Source organism: Corallococcus sp. Z5C101001, from assembly GCF_007352635.1.
Classification (GTDB): Bacteria; Myxococcota; Myxococcia; order Myxococcales; family Myxococcaceae; genus Corallococcus; species Corallococcus silvisoli.
The window spans coordinates 367391-390922 of the sequence record NZ_VKLU01000005.1; the positions used below are offsets into that span (position 1 = coordinate 367391).

General features: G+C 71.8%; 19 protein-coding genes. 8 read left to right on the forward strand and 11 right to left on the reverse strand.

Going from position 1 to position 23532, the window contains the following annotated elements; translation table 11 throughout:
- Positions 1–10: 10 nt before the first annotated feature.
- Both FOF48_RS11885 and FOF48_RS11890 read right to left on the reverse strand, forming a co-directional pair.
- Positions 11–412, reverse strand: a complete 402-nt coding sequence (locus FOF48_RS11885) for a hypothetical protein (RefSeq protein ID WP_143900987.1) — start codon at positions 410–412, stop codon at positions 11–13.
- Positions 413–551: 139 nt separating this feature from the next.
- Positions 552–1082 carry a molybdenum cofactor carrier protein gene (locus tag FOF48_RS11890; RefSeq protein WP_143900989.1) on the reverse strand — a complete coding sequence of 177 codons (531 nt, stop codon included), beginning with the start codon at positions 1080–1082 and terminating at the stop codon, positions 552–554.
- A gap of 243 nt (positions 1083–1325) precedes the next feature.
- On the opposite strand from FOF48_RS11890, the gene FOF48_RS11895 reads away from it, so the two are divergent.
- Positions 1326–1631 (forward strand): hypothetical protein, encoded by a 306-nt coding sequence (locus tag FOF48_RS11895; protein ID WP_143900990.1) that lies wholly within the window; start codon positions 1326–1328, stop codon positions 1629–1631.
- Between the two features lie 128 nt (positions 1632–1759).
- Positions 1760–2152 (forward strand): hypothetical protein, encoded by a 393-nt coding sequence (locus FOF48_RS11900; protein WP_143900991.1) that lies wholly within the window; start codon positions 1760–1762, stop codon positions 2150–2152.
- Positions 2153–2218: 66 nt separating this feature from the next.
- Here FOF48_RS11900 and FOF48_RS11905 read toward each other — a convergent pair whose 3' ends face one another.
- From FOF48_RS11905 to FOF48_RS11930, 6 genes are all read right to left on the reverse strand, one after another.
- Positions 2219–5458 (reverse strand): serine/threonine-protein kinase, encoded by a 3240-nt coding sequence (locus FOF48_RS11905; RefSeq protein ID WP_143900992.1) that lies wholly within the window; start codon positions 5456–5458, stop codon positions 2219–2221.
- Between the two features lie 4 nt (positions 5459–5462).
- Positions 5463–6290, reverse strand: coding sequence for a hypothetical protein (locus FOF48_RS11910; protein ID WP_255442089.1), 828 nt, complete (start codon positions 6288–6290; stop codon positions 5463–5465).
- Between the two features lie 26 nt (positions 6291–6316).
- Positions 6317–8938 carry a TonB-dependent receptor gene (locus FOF48_RS11915; protein ID WP_143900994.1) on the reverse strand — a complete coding sequence of 874 codons (2622 nt, stop codon included), beginning with the start codon at positions 8936–8938 and terminating at the stop codon, positions 6317–6319.
- Between the two features lie 235 nt (positions 8939–9173).
- Positions 9174–10091 (reverse strand): PhnD/SsuA/transferrin family substrate-binding protein, encoded by a 918-nt coding sequence (locus tag FOF48_RS11920; protein WP_186001877.1) that lies wholly within the window; start codon positions 10089–10091, stop codon positions 9174–9176.
- Complete coding sequence (locus tag FOF48_RS11925) at positions 10088–12601, reverse strand: tetratricopeptide repeat protein (RefSeq protein ID WP_143900995.1); 2514 nt, start codon at positions 12599–12601, stop codon at positions 10088–10090. Before FOF48_RS11925 ends, FOF48_RS11920 begins: the two co-directional genes overlap by 4 nt.
- 8 nt (positions 12602–12609) lie before the next feature.
- A complete protein-coding gene (locus FOF48_RS11930; protein WP_143900996.1) occupies positions 12610–14412 on the reverse strand; it encodes a PP2C family protein-serine/threonine phosphatase in 1803 nt (600 codons plus the stop codon).
- Positions 14413–14749: 337 nt separating this feature from the next.
- On the opposite strand from FOF48_RS11930, the gene FOF48_RS11935 reads away from it, so the two are divergent.
- From FOF48_RS11935 to FOF48_RS11945, 3 genes are all read left to right on the forward strand, one after another.
- Complete coding sequence (locus FOF48_RS11935; RefSeq protein ID WP_143900997.1) at positions 14750–15757, forward strand: thiamine pyrophosphate-dependent dehydrogenase E1 component subunit alpha; 1008 nt, start codon at positions 14750–14752, stop codon at positions 15755–15757.
- Positions 15758–15759: 2 nt separating this feature from the next.
- Positions 15760–16815, forward strand: coding sequence for an alpha-ketoacid dehydrogenase subunit beta (locus FOF48_RS11940; protein ID WP_143900998.1), 1056 nt, complete (start codon positions 15760–15762; stop codon positions 16813–16815).
- A gap of 117 nt (positions 16816–16932) precedes the next feature.
- Entirely contained in the window at positions 16933–17424 is a 492-nt protein-coding gene (locus FOF48_RS11945; protein WP_143900999.1) for a GNAT family N-acetyltransferase, read from the forward strand.
- Between the two features lie 37 nt (positions 17425–17461).
- Here the strand turns inward: FOF48_RS11945 and FOF48_RS11950 are convergent, their stop codons facing one another.
- Positions 17462–17818, reverse strand: coding sequence for a TIGR02266 family protein (locus FOF48_RS11950; RefSeq protein ID WP_143901000.1), 357 nt, complete (start codon positions 17816–17818; stop codon positions 17462–17464).
- A 126-nt stretch (positions 17819–17944) separates the two neighbouring features.
- Between FOF48_RS11950 and FOF48_RS11955 the strand changes: the two genes are divergently transcribed.
- The 3 genes from FOF48_RS11955 to FOF48_RS11965 all read left to right on the forward strand — a co-directional run bounded on the left by FOF48_RS11955 (position 17945) and on the right by FOF48_RS11965 (position 20781).
- Positions 17945–18826, forward strand: a complete 882-nt coding sequence (locus FOF48_RS11955; RefSeq protein ID WP_255442091.1) for a hypothetical protein — start codon at positions 17945–17947, stop codon at positions 18824–18826.
- Positions 18827–19078: 252 nt separating this feature from the next.
- Positions 19079–20341 carry an SGNH/GDSL hydrolase family protein gene (locus FOF48_RS11960; RefSeq protein WP_143901001.1) on the forward strand — a complete coding sequence of 421 codons (1263 nt, stop codon included), beginning with the start codon at positions 19079–19081 and terminating at the stop codon, positions 20339–20341.
- Positions 20342–20439: 98 nt separating this feature from the next.
- Entirely contained in the window at positions 20440–20781 is a 342-nt protein-coding gene (locus FOF48_RS11965) for a DUF2845 domain-containing protein (RefSeq protein ID WP_143901002.1), read from the forward strand.
- Here the strand turns inward: FOF48_RS11965 and FOF48_RS11970 are convergent.
- Both FOF48_RS11970 and FOF48_RS11975 read right to left on the reverse strand, forming a co-directional pair.
- Complete coding sequence (locus FOF48_RS11970) at positions 20775–22712, reverse strand: CotH kinase family protein (protein WP_143901003.1); 1938 nt, start codon at positions 22710–22712, stop codon at positions 20775–20777. The genes FOF48_RS11965 and FOF48_RS11970 overlap by 7 nt on opposite strands.
- A gap of 79 nt (positions 22713–22791) precedes the next feature.
- A complete protein-coding gene (locus FOF48_RS11975; protein WP_143901004.1) occupies positions 22792–23523 on the reverse strand; it encodes a hypothetical protein in 732 nt (243 codons plus the stop codon).
- Between the last annotated feature and the right edge of the window lie 9 nt (positions 23524–23532).

Sequence of the window (23532 nt, forward strand, 5' to 3'; positions counted from 1 at the left end):
GGCCTTCCGCTCAGGACAGCGTGGCGTAGCGAAGGTACAGGGCCCCCACGCACACCAGGCCGTAGAGGGGAATCTCCGCCGTCTCCGTCCAGGGCTGCTGCTTCATCACCGCGCCCCAGATGTGCACCGCCGTCATCAGCCCGCCAATCAGGCCGATGAGCTCGAAGATGACCAGGTGGCTCTTGGGGTCCGGAATGAACCGCACCACCGCGATGATGACGGACAGCGCCAGGCCCCCCAGGCAGCGCGCGAAGTAGACCGTCAGGTCGTTGTTGCCCGTGGGCAGCTCCCACCCGAACCAGCGCGCCCACCGCAGTGGGACGAACAGCAACGGCAGTGCGTAGACGATCAGGAACAGCGACGTGGAGAGCGCGAGGAACCAGCTGGCCAGCGGATAGTCGGGGTTGATCATGGTGGCGAACGTGGCAGGGGCCTGGCGTCCGCGATGCCGGGCGCACCCTGCCCCACGTGTCCATCCTAGAATCTTTTCCCACCCCGTGGGGTACCTTCCCCCCACCCACCAAGGCCGGTGGGTCGCCTGCCCCGGCCGGCTACCGGGTGGCGGCCAGGAGGAACTCCGTCACCCGCTCCAGGGAGGTGGTGCGCTCGGCCTCCGCCGGGAAGCGCCGGAACAGCTCCGGTGGCCCATGGAGGATGAGCGGCTTGCCATAGCGCAGCGCCAGCACGGCCTCCGCCGCGGTGCCCGCGCCCCCGGGCAGCGCCACCAGGGCGTGCGGGGTCAGCACGTTGATGTGGTTGCGGCTCATGGGGTCCGTGCCCTGCTCCCCGCTGAGCGGCAGGTGGGTGTAGATGGGGATTTCGATGTCCGTGTTCGGATAGCCGGGCCGGGGCTGGTAGCGGCCGTCCGTCCCCACGGTGCCGGGGATGATGCCGATGGCCGCCCCCCGCCGCCCCTCCACCTGGACGAAGGCCTCCGCGGCCGCGCTCATCACACCGCCCCCCGCCCCGGTGAGCAGGTCGAAGCCCGCCTCGGCGATCCACCGCGCCAGGGGGACGACCCACTCCGCGTGGGCCTCCGCCCCCGAGCCGAAGACTCCGATGATGCGGCGGTGTCTGCGCATGACTGCATCCTCCCCAGGAGCCCCGAGCTGCGTGAGCCCCTGTTCCATGCGAATCCGTTGCCAACGCCGCAAGGGCTCACGGACCGCCGTGCGGCCTCCCTCCCGTCCACCCGTGGAAGGTGCGCGGGGCGAGCGTCCGACACCCGTCGCTTCCCCCCGCCTGGAGCGCCAGACGCCCTCACCCAACCTGGGATGTCGGACCCCTCCTCTACCTTCGTTCACGAATGAGCCCGGAGACTGCCCATGTTCGACGCCTGTGGAGGTTGTGAGCGCCGTGGTACCGCCGGTGAGGTGTTCGACTGGTGCGCGCACTGCGAATTGTCCCTGTGCCCCCTCTGCCTCGGACGGGGCTGCTGCGGAAGCACCCCCGCGGAGTCCGGACGGGGCGCGCCCCGGGAGCTGCCCGAGCCCCCCGAGCACGCGTGCGAACCCCTGCCGGAGCACTTCGGCGGGCGCTGCTGCACGCACGCGCGCGCGGTGGCGTGCTCCTGCGCCTTCCACTGGGTCTGCGTGCGCCACGGCGACGTGCACGTGGGGACCCACGACTGACATCCGGTCAGTGCCCGGGTGACGTGAAGCATCAACCCCAGGCGGGGCGTTGACACATGGGGGGCCTGTCCACGACGGTTTCAGCCCGTCGGGCACTCCTGCCCGGACGCATCGCGGAGCAAGACACCATGGGACTCGCCGAACGGAAGGAAATGGCGGCGTTCAAGAGGGATTCCTTCGAGCCGAAGGTGCAGGAGCTGAGGCAGGCCGCGGGCGGCGCGGACATCCAGGCCACGCTCGACGAGGCCAGCTTCACCACGGTGGCCGCCATCCAGATGATCTCCAACGGCATCTTCGACCGGCTCATCGACGACATGAAGTCCGTCTGCGACGACGACATCGGCAAGGAGGCCGTCCGGGACGGCATCAAGACGGTGCACATCCTCCACAAGGACGAGGCCGGCTACACGCTGGAGCTGGGGGGCGGCACCTTCACCATCCGCGCGAAGGTGGACGGCTCGCTGGGCGACGACCTGCCCGGGTACGGCGCCTACAAGGACTTCCTGCTGAAGAAGCTGTAGGCCGCGCCGACAGGCCGGTGGGACGCCCGAGCTGGCCACCGCCAGCCCGGGATCATCCGCTCCAGCTCAGGGCACGTCCAACGCGACGCCCTGGCCCGGGACGGCCATCACCCAGCGGACGAGGTCGGGCTTGCCGCCGCAGGTGACGCGCACCTCGAACTCACGCCCCGCGGGCATGGGACTGGCGAGCGGCGTCTGCCCCTGGAGCACCTGGGAGCCCAGCGCGACGCGGCACCCCTGGGCGCCGGTGACGCTGAGCGTGCCCCGGGCGTCCGCCTGGGGCGCGGCATCCGCGAGCGTGCGCAGGTCGATGTGCTCGGCCTTCGCCACCTTGCCAAAGCGGTGCAGCTTGCCGTCCACGGCGGTGGAGACGAGCCAGCCGCCCGGATCCTCGGGCAGGGCGTGCTTGCCCTCCAGCAGCACGCCGGACACGTAGACGCGCTCACCCTCCTGGGCGTTGCGGACCTCCATGCCTCCCTTGGGCAACAGGAAGGCCAGCGCGAGCCCCGCGAGCACCAGTCCGCCTCCGCCCACCCACAGCCCCTTGCGCTGACCGGACGTCAGGCCCTTGCCTGGCGCGGGGTGCCCGCCCGCGCTGGGAGCAACGGGCGCGGGCGGCGGCACGGCATGCACCGGGGCCGGAGGTGGGGCCACGCGCTCTCCCGAGGCACGCGCATGCGTGGGCACGGGAGTGGAGCCAATGGGCGGCAAGGAGGCCGTGTGCGGAGGAGGCGGCGGCGCGGAGACCTGCGGCGCGGCGGCAACGGGAGGAGGCGGCGGGACCGCGGTCATCGGCGCCACGCTGGGCACGGAGACCGAGGGCCGCGCGGGCGGCTGCGGAGGAGGCCCCACGCGCGTGGGCACGTTGGCGGAAGCGGCCGGGCGCACCGCCGTCGGTGACGGCAACGGCGACACGGGCGGCGGCGCGGCAGGGCGCGACGGACGGGGCGCGGGAGCGGCCATCACGGGCGGCGCGGCGGGAGGGCGCGGCGGTTCGGAGGCGACGGAGACGACCTCGGTGCCCCGCTCGGCGGGCTCGGGCGCGGCGGCGACGGGCGGCGGCTCCATCCGCGGCATGCTGCCGGAGCCCCCGCGCACGGGAGGCCGGGACAGGTCCGACGGAGCCCGCATGTCGCTGCCCGAACCGGAGCCCGTGCCCAGGTTGCGCGAGTGCGAACCCGTGCCCGGCATCAGCGCCCGGGGGTTGGAGCCCGTCCCCGAGCCGGCGATGGAGGACGGCGCGTACTCGGAGAGCCGGTCCCCCAGCGCCTCCTTGAAGAACTGCGCCACCGACGCGGGCGACGAGGACAGCCGGTGGTGCGCGATGACCGCTTCGATCTCCTCGCGCATCGCCGCCGCGGAGGGCGTGCGGCGCGCCGGGTCCTTCACCAGCGCGCGCAGGATGAGGTCGGACACGTCCTGCGGGATGTGCGGCTTGAGCTGCGAGGGCACCGGCGCGGGCTCGCGCACGATGGCCGCGAGCGTGGCCGCGTCATGGTCCCGGCGGAACGGCAGCTGCCCGGTGAGCAGTTCGAAGAGCACCACGCCCAGCGCGAACACGTCGTTGCGCCAGTCCAGCGGGCGGCCGCTGGCGGCCTCCGGGGAGAGGTACGAAATCTTCCCCTTGATGACGCCCGCCTGCGTCTGCTCCTCGCCCTGCACCTTGGCGATGCCGAAGTCCGACAGCTTGATGGCGCCGTCGAGCGACACGAGCACGTTGTGGGGGCTGACGTCGCGGTGGACCACCGGGTGCGCGGTGCCGGACGGGTCCACGTAGCTGTGCGCGTAGTGCAGGCCCGCCGCGACCTCCGCCACGATGCGCAGCGCGTGCTCCAGCGGCAGCGCCATGCCCTTGCGGCGCAGCTCCGTGATCAGGCGCTTGAGGTCCGGGCCGCGCACGTACTCCATCAGGATGTACGCCACGCCGTCCGTCACGCCCACGTCGAAGGTCTGGACGATGTTGGGGTGCGTGAGGCGCGCGTTCGCGCGGGCCTCCGCGAAGAGCATGTCGACGAACTCGGGGTTCTCCGCGAACTGCGCGAGGATCTTCTTCATCACCACGAACTTCTCGAAGCCCTTCACGCCCTGCTGCTTGGCGAGGAACACCTCCGCCATGCCGCCCTGCCCCAGCCGGCGGATGATCTGCAGCCGGGCGCTGCCGCCGTGCACGTCCGTGGGCGACGTGCCGCGGGCCCCGGGGTCCGCGTTGGTGGAGCCGAAGAGGTACTGGCTGAGCGCGCGCTGCTCCAGCGCCTCGATGTCGTCGAGCGGCTTCTCGGTGAGCGGCGTGCGCGCCAGCAGGCCCTGGAACTGCGCCAGCGCCGGGGCCCGCGCGGTGCCGCCGCAGACGGGGCACACGCGGTCCATGGTGCCCTTGGCGCGCAGCACCTCCAGGTATTCGGAGGTCTGGATGCGCTGGTGGGTGACCTGGCCGCAGTTGCGGCAGTCGCACGGCAGCCACAGCGTGGCCAGCTTCGCCGGCAGCGGCTTGGAGGACTTCGCCAGCACGCCCAGCATCGGCGGGGGCACGCGGCAGAGCACCACCTGCGCGCCCTGCGCCGCCACCTCCAGCACTTGTTCGATGCGCGGCAGGGCCTCCGGCTCCACCGTGCTCACGTGACAGCAGTCGAACGCGACGCGCCCCTCCAGGCCGGACGCGAGCCGGCGCACGTTGAGGTCGCCCTTCAGCGTGCTGGCCAGGGTGATGAAGGTGATGTCGTCCTGGATGATCTTCAGGTGCGAGGAGAGCTCGGACGGCTCCGACGGACTGCTGGCGCGCAGGTAGCGCAGCACGGCCGGGTCCACCGCGGAGAACTGCTGGCGGCGGGCGAAGTCGAAGAACTCCGTGGGCTCGTCCGCGAACTCCAGGGGCTGCGCGCACACGGGGCACTGGTGCGGCGGGGCGCCGCCCTGCTCCAGGATCTTCGCCTCCTCCACCAGCCGGACCAGCCGCAGCCGGTCCTCCTTGCAGAAGCGGCAGGTGTAGGGCGCCAGCAGGGAGAGCACGCGCGCGACGCCCGCGAAGCCCTCCACCATGTTGAGCTGATCCACCACCACCGGCGGCGCGTTGACGACGTACAGGGCCGACACGCCCTGCGGCGGGTGGCCCACGAACTCAATCCACCGGCGGACGCCGAAGGAGCTGATCCGCTCCACCAGGCCCAGGTCCACCACCACCAGCCCCGACATCCCCTTGGAGGCGGGGGAGAGGGGGAAGGTCTCGTCGATCACTCCGGCCACGCGCACGTGGGTCAGACTGCCCACGCGCAGGGGGGTGATGCTGGCATTGGAAGTTTGGCTTTCCACCCGCCTACCCTCGTTCCAGACAGAACAGCAGCGACTTGGGCTGCGCGGCCCGGCGGCGTGTATCCCCCAGGTCCACCCCACAAGCGAATTGCGTCCGCTTTCCCGGGGTCACCCGCACCGCCACTGCGTCGCTGTGCTCCAGGATGCGCCGCAGACCCAGGCCCGCGCCACCGCCAGAAGCATCCACCTGCGCCTTCTCACCCCACGCCTTCACCACCCGCACCAGCGGTGACACCGTCAGCCGGCCGAAGCGGTCCGTCGCCTCCAGCCACGCGCGGCCCTCCGCCACCGCCCAGGACACCAGGCAGCGATCTTCCTCGGCCACCGCCTGCACCTGTCCCCGCCGGTGGGCGTACTTCGGCTGCCCCTCGGCGTCCACCGGGGCGTCGAGGAGCGCGTTCACGCCAATCTCATGGACGACATCCGCCACCCGGCTGGCCGCGCCCTTGGAGGCCCCCGTCCGCAGGACCTCCTCCGCGGCGCGCTCGCCCGCGGCCGTCACCTCCGCCACGCTGCCCAGCCAGGCCACGGACGTGGCGGCCTCCCGCGGAATCAGGGGCTCGCCGCGCAACAGCGAGCTCAAGAGCCGCGCCTCCCAGCCGGACGGCTGCCCCGCCTCGCCGCGAGTGGCCAGGAGCAGGGCCGGGGGCCGCTGCTCCAACATCGCCGCGTGCGCGGCCGTCAGCCGCCCGTCGAAGAGCACCAGTCGCGGCGCCGCGTCGTCACCCCGCCCCAGCAACAGGCCATCCCGGGCGAGCACCCCGGAGGCCTTTTCCAGCGCCTCCGGCGTGAGGGTCGTATCCGGCGTCAACTTCAGGGGAGCATCCTTCACGGCGGCGACGGTATCCAAACAGCGCCCTAATAATGGAGTCGAACTTCTGTGAAGACGCCCAGCGGCGGAGCGGGGAAGCCGTGGGACTCCTCGTACTTCGCGTTGAACAGGTTCGTGCCCAGCAGGGACACCGCCACCCGTTCGTGGACGTTGAAGCCCACGCGCGCCGTCGCGGTGATGTAGCTGGGCAGCTTCACGCGGGTGGTGGTGCCCGCGTTCTCGTCCACCACGAAGCCGGGGTCGAAGCGCGGGCCCACGAACAGGCCGTAGAGCTCCACGAAGGCGAACTTCCCGATGTTGGTGCGGCCGCGCAGGTAGACGCGGTGGCTGGGCGCGTAGTCCAGCGGGTAGCTGGCCCCGCCGCCCACGGGCAGCGCCTGGGCATCCAGGAACTGGTAGGCCACGTCGAAGGACGAGTTGAGGGACGGCACCTGCGCCGCCGCCTCCGCCTCGAAGCCCGCCACGCGCGCGTCGCCCAGGTTCCGGAACTGGGACGTGGAGCCGAAGACGAGCTCCTGATTGATGAAGTTGCGGGCGCGGTTGTAGAAGCCCGTGCCCGTCAGGCGCACCCGGCGGTCGAACGGCCAGAAGTCCACCGCCGCCTCCACCGTGTCCAGCGTCTCCGCGCGCAGCGACGGGTTGCCCAGCAGCGTCGCGGCGTACATCTGCTGGTTGATGGCGAGCTCCGCCAGCGTGGGCGCGCGGAAGGCGCGGCCGTAGTTGGTGCGCAGCGTGAGCAGCTCCGGGATGGCGTGGAACACGACGCTGGCGCGCGGGGAGATCTGATCCGTGCGCGCCTCCCAGACCTTTTCGGGGATCTGGTAGTTGTCGTAGCGGGCGCCCGCGCCCACCACCAGCCGGTCCGTGGCGCGGAACTCCGCGTCCACGAAGCCGCCCAGGATGGTCTGCTTCGTGTCATCCAGGGTCAGGCCCGGGAGTACGTTCTGGTTGTTCACCTGGTCGGCCTTCACGTCGCCGCCCACGGTGACGGACAGCCGGTCCAGGGAGAAGAGCGCGCGCGCCTCGCCGCCCAGCCGGCTGCGCTTGCCCAGCGTGTCCTCCAGCGCGCCCGTGATTTCATTCTCCAGCGTCACGTTGCGGCGCTTGAAGAACGCATAGCCCTGGGCGAACACGCGCACGTTGTCCGTCACCTGCTGATCCAGCTGCACGGCGGCGTTCAGGTTCTGGACGTGCTCGTTGTCCTGCGCGGTGTAGTGGCAGCGACCGCAGTTGCCCACGGTGGAGATGTTCTGCCCGCCGGGCCGGCCGATGTTGCCGTCGGTGAAGTCCGCGTCCAGCGCGAGGGGCCCCACGCGGACCTTGCCGTTCACCTGGTGCACCAGCGAGTCCTCGTTGGTGTCCGTCTGGTTGAGCTGCGGGTTGTTGAAGAGCTGCGGGCCGTCCGAGCCGTAGCCGTAGTAGCCGAGCAGCGCCTCCACGGGGCCACCGCGGCCGGCGACGTTGGTCTGCAGGCGCCACGTCTTGTCCTGGCCGGCGAGGATGCGCGCGTCGGCGCCCACGTTCTGGCCCTTGGCGATGAGATCGCCCGGCTGGCGCTCGATGATGTTGATGACGCCGCTGAAGGCGTTGGAGCCGTAGAGCGACGAACCCGGGCCGCGGATGACCTCCACCTGCTTGAGGTTGGTCAGCGGCGTCGTCTCATCCGCGTAGAACTGGCCCGTCCAGGGATCCGTCAGCGGACGGCCATCCTTGAGCAGCAGGAGGCGGTTGGACAGGTAGTTGGAGCCCAGGCCGCGCGCGCTCACCGCCGCCTTGCGCATGGAGCCCCGGCGGCACTCCATGCCGGGGAAGTACTGGATGGCCTCGCAGAGCGAGAACTGGCCGGTGCCCTCCAGCTCCTCCGCCGGAATCCAGGACACCGTGAGGGGCACGTCGGAGATGCGCTGGCTGCGCTTGGAGGCCGTGGTGACCATGGCCTCGCTCAGCGCCTGGTTGACGGTCTTCTCGAAGTCGTCGCCGTTGCCCAGCGCATCCGGGCCATCCAGGCCGGAGAGGCTGGAGGGCGGCGGCATCGCGCGGTCCGACGTGGGCTCCGTGAAGGGCGCGCGGTCCGGGACGTTCTCGTTCATCCGCGGCTGCGAGCCCGACAGCACCGCGCCAGCGCCCAGGTGCTGCGCGGGCGGCGGGTTGGCCGGCACATCCGACGTCAGCGGGCCGTCGTAGGGAGACGGCGACGCGACGGGCGTCCCCGGCGAGGCGACGGGCATCGGATCCGCCACCGACGGGCCCGGGCCGGGCGCGGCCACCGGGGCCGGCTGCTCCACGGGCGGCGTGGCGACGAACGGCTCCTCCGTGGGAGACGGCGCGGCGTCCGGCTCCACGGGCGGCGGAGGCGTCTTCGCCCCCCTGCGCGTCTTCGCCGTGCGCGCGGGTTTCGTCCCCGGCGCGGCGCTCTTCGCCGCTGGCGTGGCGCTCTTCGCCGCTGGCGTGGCGGGCGCGGCACGCTTGCGCGTGGCCTTCGTCCGCGTCTTGGGAGCCGGCTCCTGGGCCTCCTGGGCCTGGGCACGTTCCACCGTGAACAGCGACAGGGCGCACAGCACCAACGTCAGACGCGCGAACGCGCCCGGCCGTCCTGCAAGCCCCTTCACCGCGAAGCTTCGCGGCCCACCGTACTCAGTCGAGTCCATCGTTCTCTATTCCACGAGGGGAAGCAGGGATGTCCGCGGTCCTTGCGCCAGGATCCAGAGCCGGTGCGACTGGCAATCGTCCACAGGGGCGTGTTTCCACCCCTGAACGGTGGCGTTCCGCTCGACTTCTCAAATTACCGCAATAACTGGTCTAAGGCCAAGTCATGGCTGTCGATCCCAGCAAATCGCGCGCGCGGCATCGCAAGGCCGCGCGCGGATCAGCCGCGCCACGCCGTCAGTCGTCGGGCTGTTCGGCGGAGACGGCCAGGTCGTCCGCGAACGGCGGCAGCGCGGGACCCAGCGAATCCGACTGCACCAGCGCGGGCGTCTCCACCCGCAGGTCGGGGGCGTCCGCGAAGACGGGCAGCCGGCGCGGAGGACCCTGGGTGACGAGCTTGCGGAAGTCGTCGAATTCACGGCCCTGGATGCGGGCGAAGGCGTCGAACGGGGCCACCGCCCCCACTTCGGGCAGGGACTGGGCCAGCGCGCTCCCCCCGCCCTTCAAGTCCACCAGCACCGCGCTCGGCACCCGGGCGCTGCGGAAGAGCACGCGCTGGTCCTTGGGGACGTGCGCCACGGGAACGAGCGCGGCCTCCGCGCCCTTCGCCTCCAGCATCTTCACCGCCGACTCCACGTTGGGCACCGGCACCAGCTTGAAATGACGCTGCGCGTCCAGGTCTCCGCCCAGGACGACGTGGGAGACGAACTTGGGATCCGCGGGGCCCGCGCCCTTGACGAGCGCCATGCGCTTGCCGGCGAGGTCCTTCACGGTGCCCTTCTGGGTGGAGATGATGGCCCAGCGCTGCTGCGTCTCACCGGCGTGCGGCGCGTACGCCACGGGGTCCGCCTTGGCGCCCAGCTGCACGGCGGCCCAGGCGTCCACCACGGCGAAGTCGATCTGCCCCTCGCCCACCGCCTTGGAGAAGTCCTCGTAGCGGCCGAAGCTGCGGGCGGCGACGGGGCGCCCCAGGGCGGCCTCCAGCTTCTGGGCCAGCGCCTCCGCGTACTGGAAGCGCTCCTGGCCGTCCGACAGCGTGGTGGCGAGGAACACGCCCAGCGTCGCCTTCTTGGGCGCCGCGGACGCGGGGAGTGCGACGAACAGCACGGCGGCGAGCAGGAGGCTCCACCGCGCGACAAGGGATGGCGTCTTCACGGTGTCTCCTCCGCGACCCCGGAGGCCTGACCGACGCCCTGCGCGTCGCCCAGCCCGTAGAGGCCCTGCAGGCGGTCCTTCCATTCCCGAACCTGGGCGGCGCGGGGGCCCACGCCCGAGGCCAGGTAGCGGCGCCAGGCGTCCACGGCCTCGGCGGGTTCGTGGCGGCGGTCCTGCGCGTCGATGCCCAGGTTGAGCGCGGCGATGGGGACGGCCGTCTCCAGGCGCTTCCACACCGTCAGCGCCGCCGCCGTCTCGCCCTGGCGCCAGTCCACGCAGGCCAGGTTGTGCTGCACGAGCGCGTCGTCGGGCGTGGCGGCCAGCGCGGCCTTCAGCGCCTTCTCCGACGCCTTCATGTTGCCGGAAGCGTACGCGAGCGCCGCCTCGCGCCGGAGCAGCGAGCCGGTGAGGTTGCCCATCCAGCGGGGCTGCCCGGGCATGGGCTTCTTCTGGGCGGTGGTGAGCAGCTTGCGCGAGGGCGCCACCTTGCCCTGGCGGTACAGCACCCACGCGTCCGCGAGCGGGCGCGTGTTGGGCCACGCCCACTCCGGGGTCGGCATGAGCGCGCGCTTGATGCCGGCGGTGGCGTCCGCGAACTTGCCCTCCTCCGCGCGCGTGAGCGCCCGGGCGAAGGTGGCCAGCTTCGCCAGGTCCGCGCGCTTGCCGGTGCCCAGGCGGTCCACCGCGTCCAGGTCCCGGTTCGCCGAGGCCGCGTCGCCGACCTCCAGCTTCGCCAGGGCCCGGCGCACCAGCACGCGCGGCAGGTTCGCCTCCGCCACCTTCGCCGCCGTCTTGGAGGGCCCCGCGTCCGTCAGCCGCTGCACGGCGGCGTCCACCTGGCCCAGCTCCACCTCCGCGAGCGCGGCACCCGCGGAGGCCTCCGCGCGCTGATCCGGCTCCTGCGTGGCCTCACCGGACTGGGTGAAGGCGGCGAGCGCGGCCTGCGCGTCCCCGCCGCCCAGCCGGGCGTAGCCCAGGAGCAGGTGCTCGCGCCAGGTCGCGCCCGGCAGCGTCACCGCGCCCTCCATCACCTTGCGAGCCTCCGCGAACTGGTGGCTGTCCAGGAGCGCCGCGCCCAGCCGGCGGGCCATGGCCACGGAGCGATCCAGGTCGTACGCGCGGCGCAGGTCGCGCACGGCGTCGTCCAGGCGCTGCGTGCCCGCGCGGTCGCGCGCGCGGTGCGCCAGCGCTCGGGCCAGCCACTGGCTCGCGCCGGGGTGGCCGGGTTCGACCTGGAGCGCGCTGCTGTAGTCCTCGATGGCCTGGTCCCACTGGCCGGTGGCGAAGTGGTCCGCCCCCAGCAGCATCCAGCCCAGCGCCTGGCGCGGCGCCATCTCCACCACGCGCCGGTGCACCTCCACCGCGCGCTGATAGCGGCCGGCGCGGCGGTTGACGGAGCCCAGCGTCGCCCACAGCTCCAGGCTGCCTCCGCCCGACTTCACCGCCGCCTCCAGGAACTGGATGGCCTCCTCGTGGCGGGCCTGCGCCTGGAGCGCCTTGCCCACGGCGATCTGCCCCATCAACAGGCCCGGCTGCAGCTCCAGCACCTTGCGGAACTCGGCCTCGGCCTGCGCGGGCTGCTTCTGCGCGAGCCGCACGTCGCCCAGCAAGAGGTGCGCGGCGGGCGTGGCGCCCAGGTTCACCAGCGCCAGCGCCTGGGCCTCCGCGCGGGGCACGTCCCCCGCGGACAGGTACAGCCGCGCGAGGCGCTCCTTCGGCTCCGCCACCTGCGGGAACTTCGTCACCAGCCGCTCCAGCAGCGTGCGGGCCTCCGGGACGCGGCCCTCCAGCTCCAGCACCGCGGCGAGGCCGATCTGCGCGGTGGCGGACTCCGCCCTCCCCGCCTGGGCCTTCTCGAACGCGGCGCGCGCGGCGGGCGCGTCCCGGCGCAGCAGGTGCGCCTTGCCCAGCAGCTCGAGGATCTGGAAGTCATTGCCCGCGAGCTTCTCCGGGCGCAGCGACAGGTAGCGCTGGAGCCGCGCCACCGCGCGGTTCCCGTCCTGCACGTACAGGTAATAGCTGGCCAGGTAGTAGTGGACGATGAGGTGGTCCGGCTGATCCGCGGCGGCCACCTGCTCCAGGAGCGGCACGGCCTCCTGGAAGCGGCGCAGCTTGAAGTACGCCGTGCCCAGCGGGTACGCGAGCGACAGCTCCGCGCGGTTGCGCTCGAACACCGGCTGGAGGCGCGCGGCCGTGCGCTGGAAGTCCTGGAGCGCGTTGGCGGCGCTGCCCAGGCCCGCGGCGGCCGTGATGGACTGCGGCTCCTGCGTGAGGGCCTGCTCGAAGAGCTGGAGCGCCTTCTTGAACTTCTCCTCCGCCTCCTTCTTGTCGCCCTTGGACGCGGCGGCGTTGGCGGACACGAGCGCCTGCTCTCCCTGCTCCGTCATGCGCTGGGCTTCGGTGGCGGGCGGCGGGCGGAACTGGGCGAGCGCCGTCGGCGGGCCGGCCAGGGTGGCCAGCAGGACGAGCGCGGTGGAGACGCGGCGCGGGGGACGGTGGAATGGACGCATGCGGTTCGTCACGGCGAGGGGGCGGGGCTGAATTCGGCGACGATGACGGTGATGTCGTCGCGCTGAGGCTGGCCGGCGCTGTAGGCGCGCACGTCCGCGAGGAGCGCGTCGCGGAGGGCGTCGGCGGGGAGGTGGGCGTGGGCCTGGAGCGCGGCGGCGAGCCGCTGCGTGCCGTAGAGCCGGTTGGCGCCGTCGCGCGCCTCGGTGAGGCCGTCCGTGTACCAGACGATGATGTCACCCGGGCTCAGCTGCGCCTGGCGGGACGTGAACTGCGACGCCACGTTCGCGCCCAGCAGCGGGCCGCGCGCCGGCAGCGACGCCATCTGCCCGGTGTTCCGGTTGAAGACCGCCGCCGCGGGGTGCGCGCCCGCCGCGTAGTCGATCTGCCCGTTGTACACGTCGATGACCGCGAGCGCGCTGGACATCTGGTGCTCGCCCCGGCCCACGTTGGCCAGGGTCACGTTGAGCGCGGTGATGAGCATCTGCGCGTGCACCTGCGACGGCTCACGCAGCGTCATCGCGGACGCGAAGCCGCTGGTCGCGCTGGTGGCCACCAGCGACGTGGACAGGCCGTGGCCCGTCACGTCCCCGATGCCGATGACGACCCGCCGGTCATCCAGCGCCGCGCGGAACCACCAGTCACCGCCGCACGCGTCCGCGGGCACCACGAGCCCCGCGAGCCGCAGGGGCCCCACCGTCACCGCCTCGCGGCCGGGAAGGAGCGTCTCCTGCACCGTGCGCGCGAGCGACACCTCGCGCTCCAGCTGCGCCTTGGCGCGCACGTCCTCCAGCAGGACCTTGATGCGCTCGGCCATGTGGTTGAACACCACGCCCAGCGTCGTCACCTCGCGGCCCGCGCCCGGCGCCGTGCCCGCTCTCGCGCCCAGGTCACCGGCGGCCAGCTGCATCACCCGATGGGTGAGCACGCCCAGCGGCTTGGTGATGCGGCGGCTCTGGAACGCGGCCAGCACGCCGGCCAGCACCACGAAGCCCACGCCCAGGCCCACGATGCGCAGGGTGTTGGCGCGCACCGCGGCGCGGTTGGTCTCCTCCAGGTCGTGCAGCTGCTTCTGCAGGTCCTCCAGCGAGTAGCTGATGACGACCACGCCCTTGCCGCCCTGCGAGCCATAGTCGAGCGGCTCCTGGAATTCGAAGACGGGCTGGCCCTGGAAGAAGGCGCTCGCCCAGTGGCGCTCCGCGGTCCGGCCGCCGGAGGACTCCCCCAGCTTCGCCGCCGGGTCGCTGTCCGCGACGAGCTGCCCGTCCGCGTCGAACATCTGCACGCGCAGGATGTTGCGGTTGTCCGCGATGATGGAGCGCGCCACCTCCGTGAGGAACGCGTAGTTGTTGTCGCGCAGGCTGGTGGCGGAGGTGAGCGCCAGGGTGTGACTCACCGTCTGTCCCAGCTCGCGCGCCTGGGACTGGAGCCGCTGCGTGAAGCGGTCCGACGTCGCGGTGAGCTGCGCCTCCGTCGTCTTCGCCGACAGCGCGGCCAGCAGGCCCACGATGACGATGACCAGCGCCCCGGTGGTGAGCAGCAGCAGCTGATCCAACCGCAGCCCGCGGATGGCCGCCACGTTGGGCAGCTCCCCCGCCTCCATGGGCGCGATGACCGTGTGCGTCGCGTCCGCGGCCGGCAGCCCTACCGCGCCCGTCAGCCGGGTGGCCGTGCTCTCCCCGCGCAGGACGGTGAGCTCTCGGGAGTGGGTGCCAGTGTGCTCCGGCGGAGGAGGCGGCCCCCCGCTCGGCGCGCTCGGGGACGCATCGGGGGAATCGGGCACGGGGTCGAGGCGCGTGTTCGTACGGGACAAAGGCACACCTGGGAGGGCCCGCGAGGGGAACACAGTCGGGGCGGGGCGGACTCTATCGCACTTCCTGATTGACGCGAGGAGTCCACCTGTCGGGTTTTACTCCGGGGGCGCTCCCTCCCCCGCCCGCCCGACGTGCTCCCAGCCGTCACGGGAGCGTTTCCGAGCGGCCGGAAACCCGCCCTGGCGCGGCATGGATGAGTTCCGCTCATTGCCGCGTCGCGCCACCCGGGGCTCGAAACGGTGGCGGCGGACACCGGCCGCTCAGGGAGCTTGAGTCGGGAGGTCGCGTTCGGAGTATAGGGGCATCCCTTTCCTTTCCCTTCGAGGTCCTCCGCGCGTGTCACGGCCCCGGTTGATCAAAGAAAACTCCGCGCCGCTTTCGCTCGCCCGAGAGCAGCTCATCCGCATCCACGACCTGATGGTGAAGGCGCGCGTCCTGGAGGAGCGCCTGATCCAGATGTACAAGCAGGGCCACGGCTACTTCTGGATTGGCGGCCCCGGTGAGGAGGCGTTCAACGTCCCCCTGGGCCTGCTGATGAAGTGCGGCGAGGGCCCCGCGTACGACTACCTGCACGCGCACTACCGCCAGTCCGCGACGCTGCTGGCCCTGGGCGAGGAGCCCATCGGGGCGCTGCGGCAGATGAAGAACACGGCCACGGACCCCTACTCCGGCGGCCGCAACTTCGCGGGCCACTTCAGCCGGCGCTCGAAGAACATCGCCCCGGTCACCTCCCCCATCGAGGTGCAGTACGCCATCGCGCCGGGCACGGCGATGGCCCAGAAGCGCCACGGCGGCGACGGCATCACCATCGTCACCGGCGGCGACGCGGGCACGGCCGAGGGCGATTTCGCCAGCTGCCTCATCTGGAGCAGCCGCCCCGCCAACCCGCTGCCCATCCTGATCATCGTCACGAACAACACGTGGGGCATCTCCACCACGTCGGACGGCCAGCACGGCGAGACGAACATCAGCGACCGCGCGCGCGCCTTCAACATCCCGGCGAAGACCATCAACGGCAATGATCCGGTGGAGTCCTACCAGGAGATCCAGGCCGCGATGGACTACGTGCGCAAGGAGCGCAAGCCCTACTTCCTGGAGGCGAAGGTGTCGCGCCTGTACGGGCACTCCTCCGCGTCCGGCGCCAACTTCGTGAACGAGGAGCAGGACTGCCTGCGCCTGTTCGAGGCGCGGCTGGAGCAGGAAGGCGTCCTCAGCCGGCAGCAGATGGACGAGGCGCGCAACCGCTACTCCGAGGAGCTGGCCGCCGCGGCGCGCACCGTGCGCGACGAGCCGCAGCCCTCCGGCGATTCCATCTGGGAACACATCTACGCGGAGAAGAAATAACCATGGCGAACATGGCACAGGCCATCCGCATGGCCCTGCACTACGCCGAGGAGAACCTGGGCGTCACCGACATCTTCGGCGAGGACGTGGGCGCCCCGCTGGGCGGCGTCTTCACCTGCACCCAGGGCCTGAAGACGGCGTGGAACAGCCCCCTGGATGAGCGCGGCATCATCGGCGCGGCCATGGGTCTGGCGATGGCGGGACACCGGCCGGTCGCGGAGATCCAGTTCTGCGACTACATCTACAACACCATCGACCTGCTCAAGCTGGCGGGCAACACGCACTGGGCGACGAACGGCGACTGGGCCATGCCCATGGTGGTGCGCACGCCCGTGGGCAGCGGCATCCGCGGGTCCATCTACCACTCGCACTCCTTCGACGCGACGATGACGCACATCCCCGGCTGGAAGGTGGTGATGCCCTCCACGCCGCTGGACGCGTACGGCCTGCTCATCTCCGCGTGCCAGGACCCCAACCCCGTCATGTTCCTGGAGCCCAAGGCGCTGCTGCGCGTGAAGGGCGACGAGCGCATCCCGGGCGAGCCCGACGACGACCGCGCGCTGTCGAAGATGATCGACGCGCCCCTGGGTGACCGCTCGCAGTGGAAGCCCCAGTGGCCCTTGGTGGAGGGGTTCGCGGTGCCCATCGGCAAGGGCAAGGTGGTGCGCGAGGGCGCGCAGGCCACCGTGGTCAGCTACGGCCGCACCCTGCCCCTGTGCGCGAAGGCCGCGGCCCAGTTGGCGGAGGAGGGCCTGAGCGTGGAGGTCATCGACCTGCGCTCGCTGTGGCCCTACGACTGGGAGCTCATCAAGGCCTCCGTGCAGAAGACGGGCCGCGTGCTCTTCGTCAACGAGGACACCGAGGTCACGAACTTCGGCGAGCACCTGGTGCGCCGCACCGTGGAGGAGCTGTTCTACTCGCTGCTCGCGCCGCCCCGGCTCATCGCCGGCAAGTTCGTGCCGGGCATCGGCCTGGCGGACGCGCTGGAGATGGCGTCCGTGCCGCAGCAGGGCGACATCACCGCGGCCCTGCGCACGCTCTGCCGCGAACAGCCCTGACCCCACCCCGGCCCGGGGGACCCACACCGAATGTCCGGTGCCCCCGCGCCAGAAGCCACCTGGGCCGCCGTTCCTCTTTGGAGGTCCGGCGGCCCTGTCGTTAGAATCCCAACTTCCGTGTCCCAGCCCATCGTCCGCACCATGACCCCCGCCCCTGACGCCAACGCCTTCCGCATCCGCCGCGCGCGCCGTGGCGACGCCGAGGTCATGGCCCAGCTGCTGCGCGAGCTGGGCTACCCCCAGGGCACCGATCAGCAGACAGTGCACTGGGTCATCAGCCATCCGGAGATTGAGATCTTCGTCGCGGGGGATCCGCAGGACCGCGCGGTGGGCATGGTGTCCTTCTCCCACCGGCCGCAGCTGCGGCTGCGCGGGCGCGTGGCCACGGTGGACGAGCTGGTCGTCTCCGAGGGCTGGCGCCGCCGGGGCGTGGGCCGAGCGCTGCTGGCGCAGGTGGCCCAGCGCGGCAAGGTGCTGAGCGTGAAGCAGCTCCAGCTCATCGCCCCCATCAACGTCACCGACGAGACGCGCGCCTTCTACCGGGCGTGCGGCTACGTCGAAGGCGACTCGGGGGTGTTCCGCCACGCCGAGAGCGAAGCCCAGCGGTAGCAGAAAGGGCCCGGCATCCCGGCCGGGCCCCAGGCTTTCAGCGCTTGAAGCTCGCGACGACGCGGCGCAGGCGCTCGTGGTCCTCTTCGCTCACGTCGATGAACCGCACGCCGATGGCCTCCGCCTCGTCGCGCACCCAGGCGACGATGCCGGTGAGGTGGAACTCCTCGCCATCCACCACCATGGCCAGGCGCACCTGCGCGCCCACGTCGTAGGACTTGCGCGTGCGCAGGCACAGGCCCCCCGCGGACAGATTCAGGGAGTAGGCCCGCAGCGCGCGCGCCGCGTCCTCCGCCTGCTCGAAGCGCACCTCGAACCGCGCCGCCACCCGTTCCTCGGCGCGACGGTTCAAGTACGGGTCTGGCTCCACCGGCCCATCCAGCTTCGTGTTCATGCGCACCCTGACCCCCTCGGTTCTCGAACCAGAAGTGTCGGCTGGTTTCCAGGCCCGGTTCAAGGGCCCCCGTGAGACGGAACGGCTCGTGTAAGTCCCAGGTTACTTCCACGGAGGGGTTTCCGGATGGGTGCGCGTCTCGTGTTGTTGGGTGGGGCCCTGATGCTGGGGCTGTGGGTGGCGGGCTGCGATGGCAGCGGAACTGTCCGTCCGCCGACGGATGGCGGCACAACCCTGGATTCCGGGGCGGACGCCGGTGATTCCGGGACCATCGACGCAGGGGACGGGGGCGGCCCGTCGGACTTCGCCTGCAACGTGGCGAAGCAGGAGGGCTGCGCGGCGGGCCAGGGCTGCTTCTACACGGACCTGCTGGATGGCGGCACGGGCAGCCAGTGCTTCGCGGGCGCGTGCGATCCCGTGAGCCAGGGCTGCGCGAACGGGCTGCGCTGCACCTACGTGGGTCTGGATGCCGGGACGACGGAGCGCCAGTGCGTCGCCGCGGGCACCGCGGCCGAGGGTGCTCCGTGCACGCTGGCCGCGTCGCCCCCGGGGCAGACCTACGACACGTGCGCGGCGGGCCTGTACTGCAAGGACGAGGCGCAGGCCGACGGCGGCACCGGCTTCTTCTGCCGCAAGCTGTGCCATGCCGCCTCCGACTGCGGCTCTGGCGACTGCAACACCGTGCTGCGCCTGGCCGGCACGCGCGAGCTGCCGCTGGTGTGCGGCCCGCCGTCCGCCCGGTGCGATGCGTTCGCCCAGGACTGTGAGAGTCCGCTGGGCTGCTACCCGGCCGCCAACGGGCCGGTGTGCGCGGGCCAGGGGACGCTGGCCCCGGGCGCCGCATGCGAGTTCAGCAACCAGTGTTCACGGGGAAGCACTTGCGTGGTGTCCGGTGGCGCCGGCGCGTGCCGGACGCTCTGCCGCACGCCGTCGGGCTCGCCTGGCTGCACCAACGCGACCTGCCGGGCCATCACCAACAACGGCGACGTGGGTGCCTGCATCCCATGACGCGGGGGGCACGCCCCCGGTAACACCGTGTGGAAGGCGACGGTTCTACCCAGGGGCGGAAGCCCTCCACCCCGGGGTGGCGATGCGACGGGACTGGACGGGCGCGCCGTCCCCCCTTGCGGTGGCGGTCATCCGCCGCCGCGTCCCCGCGGCCGGGCGTCCGGGCCCCCCGCGCGGCTGGCCCGCGACGTGAATCATCGGTCGCCAAGAAGGCGTGTCGTGCACATTCTCTTGCGCCGGGAGGTGGTGGGCATGGGTATGGGAAAGGCGCTGCGGTGGTGCGGCTTCGGTGCCCTGAGCCTGCTCGTGGGGTGCGGCGGCCTCATCGAGGACGGGGATACGAGGGAGTCAGCCCCGGGCCACACGGACGCGGAGGTCGGCGTGCCCGTGGGGCCCGTGGAGGCCGCCCCCACACTGACGCTGCATGACGGACACACGGTGCAGGCCACGCCGCCAGTGGCGCCGGGCGAGGTCCAGTTCCAACCGGGCTTCCACCAGGCCCTGCGCGAGTCCGGCTTCGTGGGGGCCGTCACCACGTACCGCCTGAGGATTCCGGTGGGTCGCGCGGGCAACCGCGTCCGCGTCACCTTCCGTTCGGGCAACGGCGAGCTGACCCTGCAACGGGCCACGGTGGCGAAGGCGGGCGCCGACGGCGCGCTGGCCTCCACGCCCGTGGCCCTCACCTTCAGCGGCAAGCCGGGCTTCACCACCGGCGCGCGTTCGCTGGTGACGTCGGATCCCGTGGCGTTCCCGGTGGCGTTCCGGGACGAGCTGGCCCTCTCCTTCGAGGTGAAGGGCGCCATGGGCCAGAGCCTCATCAACGCGTTCCCCGGCAGCTACGCGCACACGGGCGCGTACGCAGCGACGCAGACCGCGCTGGGCGGGCAACCCTGGCAACAGGCCGTGGCGGTGGCCACGGTGGACGTGGAGGGCACGCCGGGCCGGGCGTTCGTGGCCATCGGGGACAGCATCACCGAGGGCTACACGGACACCTGGAACGACACGCGCAACGCCTGGCCGGCCCTGGCGGAGGCGCAGCTCGGGGTCCCCGTGGTGAACTCGGGCGTGTCCGGGCAGGGCTTCTGGGACGCGAACATCCAGCTGCCGCAGGAGGTGCTTGCGATGCAGGGCTTCACCGACTGCATCGTGCTGCTGGGCACCAATGACCTGGGCGCGCCGGACGTGACGGTGGAGAAGCTGGAGCAGCGGATGACGCAGCTGCTGGATCAGCTCCAGCCCCGGTGCCGGCTGTGGGTGAGCACGCTCTTGCCCAAGGAGAAGACGAACGAGGGCAGCTACGAGGTCGTGAAGGCGCAGCGCCATGAGTTCAACGCGTGGATCCGCGCCCAGAAACGCGCGGAGGTCATCGACCTGGAGGCGGTGACGCGCCAGCCCAACAACGTGGACCTCTTCATCGACGGGCTGGAGGTGGACGGCATCCACGCGTCCAAGGAAGGCCACCGCGTCATGGCCGCGGAGGTGGTGCGCGTGCTCAAGGCGAGGGGCGGCCTGTAGCGCCCACCCGCAAGGAAAATGCACGGCGGGTGTGAATAGAGGCGGGGCCTCCGCGTCCGTGCGGCACCACCGCACCACTTCCTCCATCCGGAGCCGACATGCGCACCCTGTCCGCCAGCCTCGTCCTCGCTTGCCTCGCCCTGCCCTCGCTCGTCCACGCCTCCGCGCTGCGCTGCGACAACAAGCTTGTCTCCGAGGGGGCGTCCCAGGCGGATGCGCTGGCCAAGTGCGGCGAACCGGTGACGCGGCAGAGCCGCACGGAGTACGTCACCAACAAGGTCAAGTCGAAGACCCCCATGGAGGAAGCCTCCACGGAGGTCACCTCCTCGACCACCTTCGAGGAGTGGACCTACAACTTCGGCCCCCACCGGCTGATGCAGGTGGCCATCTTCCGCGATGGCCGCCTCGTGGACGTGCGCAGCGGCTCGTACGGCTACTGACCGTTGGCCTCGGCCTCGGGCGGCGTGAGCGGCCCCAGGTGCCGCTCCAGGAACCGCCGCATGAAGGCAGGACGCTGGATCGCCGTCTCGCGCACCCACGCGAGGTTCAACCGCCAGGCCTCCATGGAGGCCGGCTGGCTCCAGCGCGCCACGTGGCCAGGCATCTCCGGCTCCAGGTCCGCGGCGGCCGCATCCAGATAGGCCGTCACCCGCTCCGCGGTGAAGGTGTGGTCCAGGTGCCAGAGGAAGCGCTCGATGAAGCGGGCCTTGAACTCCGGTGACCGGAGCAGCCGCCGCAGGAGGACGACGGACCATGCCTCCAACGTCGGGTCCTCCAGCACGCGGCCCAGGCTGTCGAAGTCCGGGCCGGAGTGCAGGGCGAAGTCCAGGTCATACACGAGCCAGCGCCAGCGGCCGTCCTGCCCGTAGGGCGCCCCCGGCGCGTACGCCTTCGTGCGCAGCCGCCAGAACTTCACGTTGTTCTCCGGCCAGTCCTCGTTGCCCAGGTACAGCTGCGCGACCTGGTAGTCGATGAAGTCATCCACGTCCATCCGCGTCCCCACCCAGGCGTAGTTCGCCGGGATGGCCGGGTCGTTCGCCTGGACGTAGTCGATGAGGTCCAGGTAGTGCTGCTCGTCGCCCGCCTCGCCGACGTTCACCTCCCCGAACCGCTCCAGGATGACGACCTTCTTGCGGTCCACGCCGTAGTGCGACGCGAGGTAGTACTCGTCATAGCGCTCGCGCAGCTCGTGCAGGCCCCAGTACTCGCCGTCGAAGAACACCAGCGTGGGCCGGCACGGCTGGAGCGCCAGCCGCGTTTCGGCGAGCAGCCGCTGCAACGCGCAGTCGCGAAGCTTCGTGTCGCCCTGGTCCTGCCCGGACGTGCGCACCAGCAACCGCGTGAAGTCCGTCACCGTGGAGCCGGGGAACACCGCGCCGGAGAACGTCTTCGGCCCGTACTCCTCCTTCGCGTACAGGCGCAGGCTCTTCTGCGGCAGCACGGCGCTGCCGGAGCCGTGGATGCGCACCCCGGCGTCCTGCGCGAAGACGCGCGCGCCCGTGGCTTCGAACCACTCCACGTAGACGGGCCGCTCCCACTCCTTGCCGTCCTGCATGTAGTTGCCCGCCCCCGGGTCACCGGGGCTCGCCTCGGAGATGCGGCCGGGGACGTAGATGCCCCGCTCCGCGTCGAAGAAGTTCGCCGCGTCGGTGACCAGCGACAGCACCGGGAGCGTGTACGGCGTCCGTCCAATCAGGAACGTGCGCGTGGACACGGGCCCCACCGGCACCGTCCCCACGTATTGCTGGTAGCGCACCACCGTGGCCTGCGGCACCACCTCCAGCGGCGCGGCCCACCGGGAACCCTCGGGGGCGCTCACCGGCGTCGTGGGGACATAGGCCCAGGTCACCGGCGTCGTGGGACGGGGCAGCAGCACCAGGGGCCCCGTGTAGAGCGGGGACTCGGGCGTGGGCAGGGAGCCGTCCAGCGTGAAGTTCGTCCGCACGCCCCGCGTCGTGGGCAGCGTCAGCAGCGCCTCCTGCTGATAGAGGCCGGGCCGCGCGTCGAACGCGAGGTGCTGGAAGTCGACGCGGGCCCGCGACTCGACGCCCTGACGGTCCTTCGCCACCACCTCCACCGCCAGCGCCCGTCGGCCCGGCCACCAGGGCAGGCTCCACCGGCCGGCCTCCACGTCGGCATAGCCCAGGAAGCGCCCGTCCTCGTACACCTCCACCCGGGGCACCCCCGCATCGCTCCACACCGTGCCGGACAGCCGGTGCGTGTCCACCGCGTGCCCTTCGATGGTGACGTACGGCCGCGCGGGCGGGGGAAGCTCCGCCTCCGAGACGCGCCGCTCCGGTTCGGGTCCACAGGCGGACCCGCTAAGGACGAGGAGACCTACGAGCAGGGACGGGAGGTATCGGAAGCCCATGATTGGCTCCGTCCTCTATCAAAGAATCATTTGACCTCCCATCGCCCTGTGACACGACGCGGTGGAAGGGCGCCAACGCCTAGGGGGCGGGCGCGACGGGCTCCAGCAGGCCATGCTTCTGGAGGAGCGCGGCCAGCGCGGGGGGGGCGAGCATCCAGTCCTCGCGGGTGGGCACCCATCGCACCGGGGCGTGAGCGGCGGCGAGCCGGGCGTTCACCTCCGCGATCATCGGGGCGAAGGTGGGCTGGGGCACATCCCAGCTCCCCACGCCGGCCTGGACCTCCACGGCGCCGGGCTCCACGCGCACGGCGGGCTGGCCCTGCACGGGCTGCACGGCGAAGCCCGGGAGGTAGGGCTGCATGGCGGCGGAGAGCCGCTCCAGCAGGGAGGGGTCCTCGAAGGGGTGGGCGCCCTCCCAGTCGAAGAAGGTGGGCAGCTGCGCCTGGAGCTCGTCGCGCAGCGGATCCTCGCGGCTGTCGCGCCAGGAGTGCTCGGCCAGGAAGCGGGCTTCATGGGGGATGCGGATCTCCCAGCGCTCCAGGAGCGCGAGCAGCTCCGCCACGCGCTCCACCTCCTCCCACGGGGGCTCCACGCGCTGAAGCCAGGACACCTCCGACACCGTCTGGCCCCGGCGCAGGCCCGTCACGCGGTCCCCCTTGCGCAGTTGGAAGGGGGGCGCGTGGGTGAACTCCGGATCCGGGTAGAGGGCGGTGTGGAGCACCCCGTCGCCCGGCGCGGGCGCGTCCGGGCGCAGCCGCGCGAAGCCGTGCTTCGGGTTGATCTCCTCGACGGTGAACGTCTCCTGGGCCATGGTCCGCGC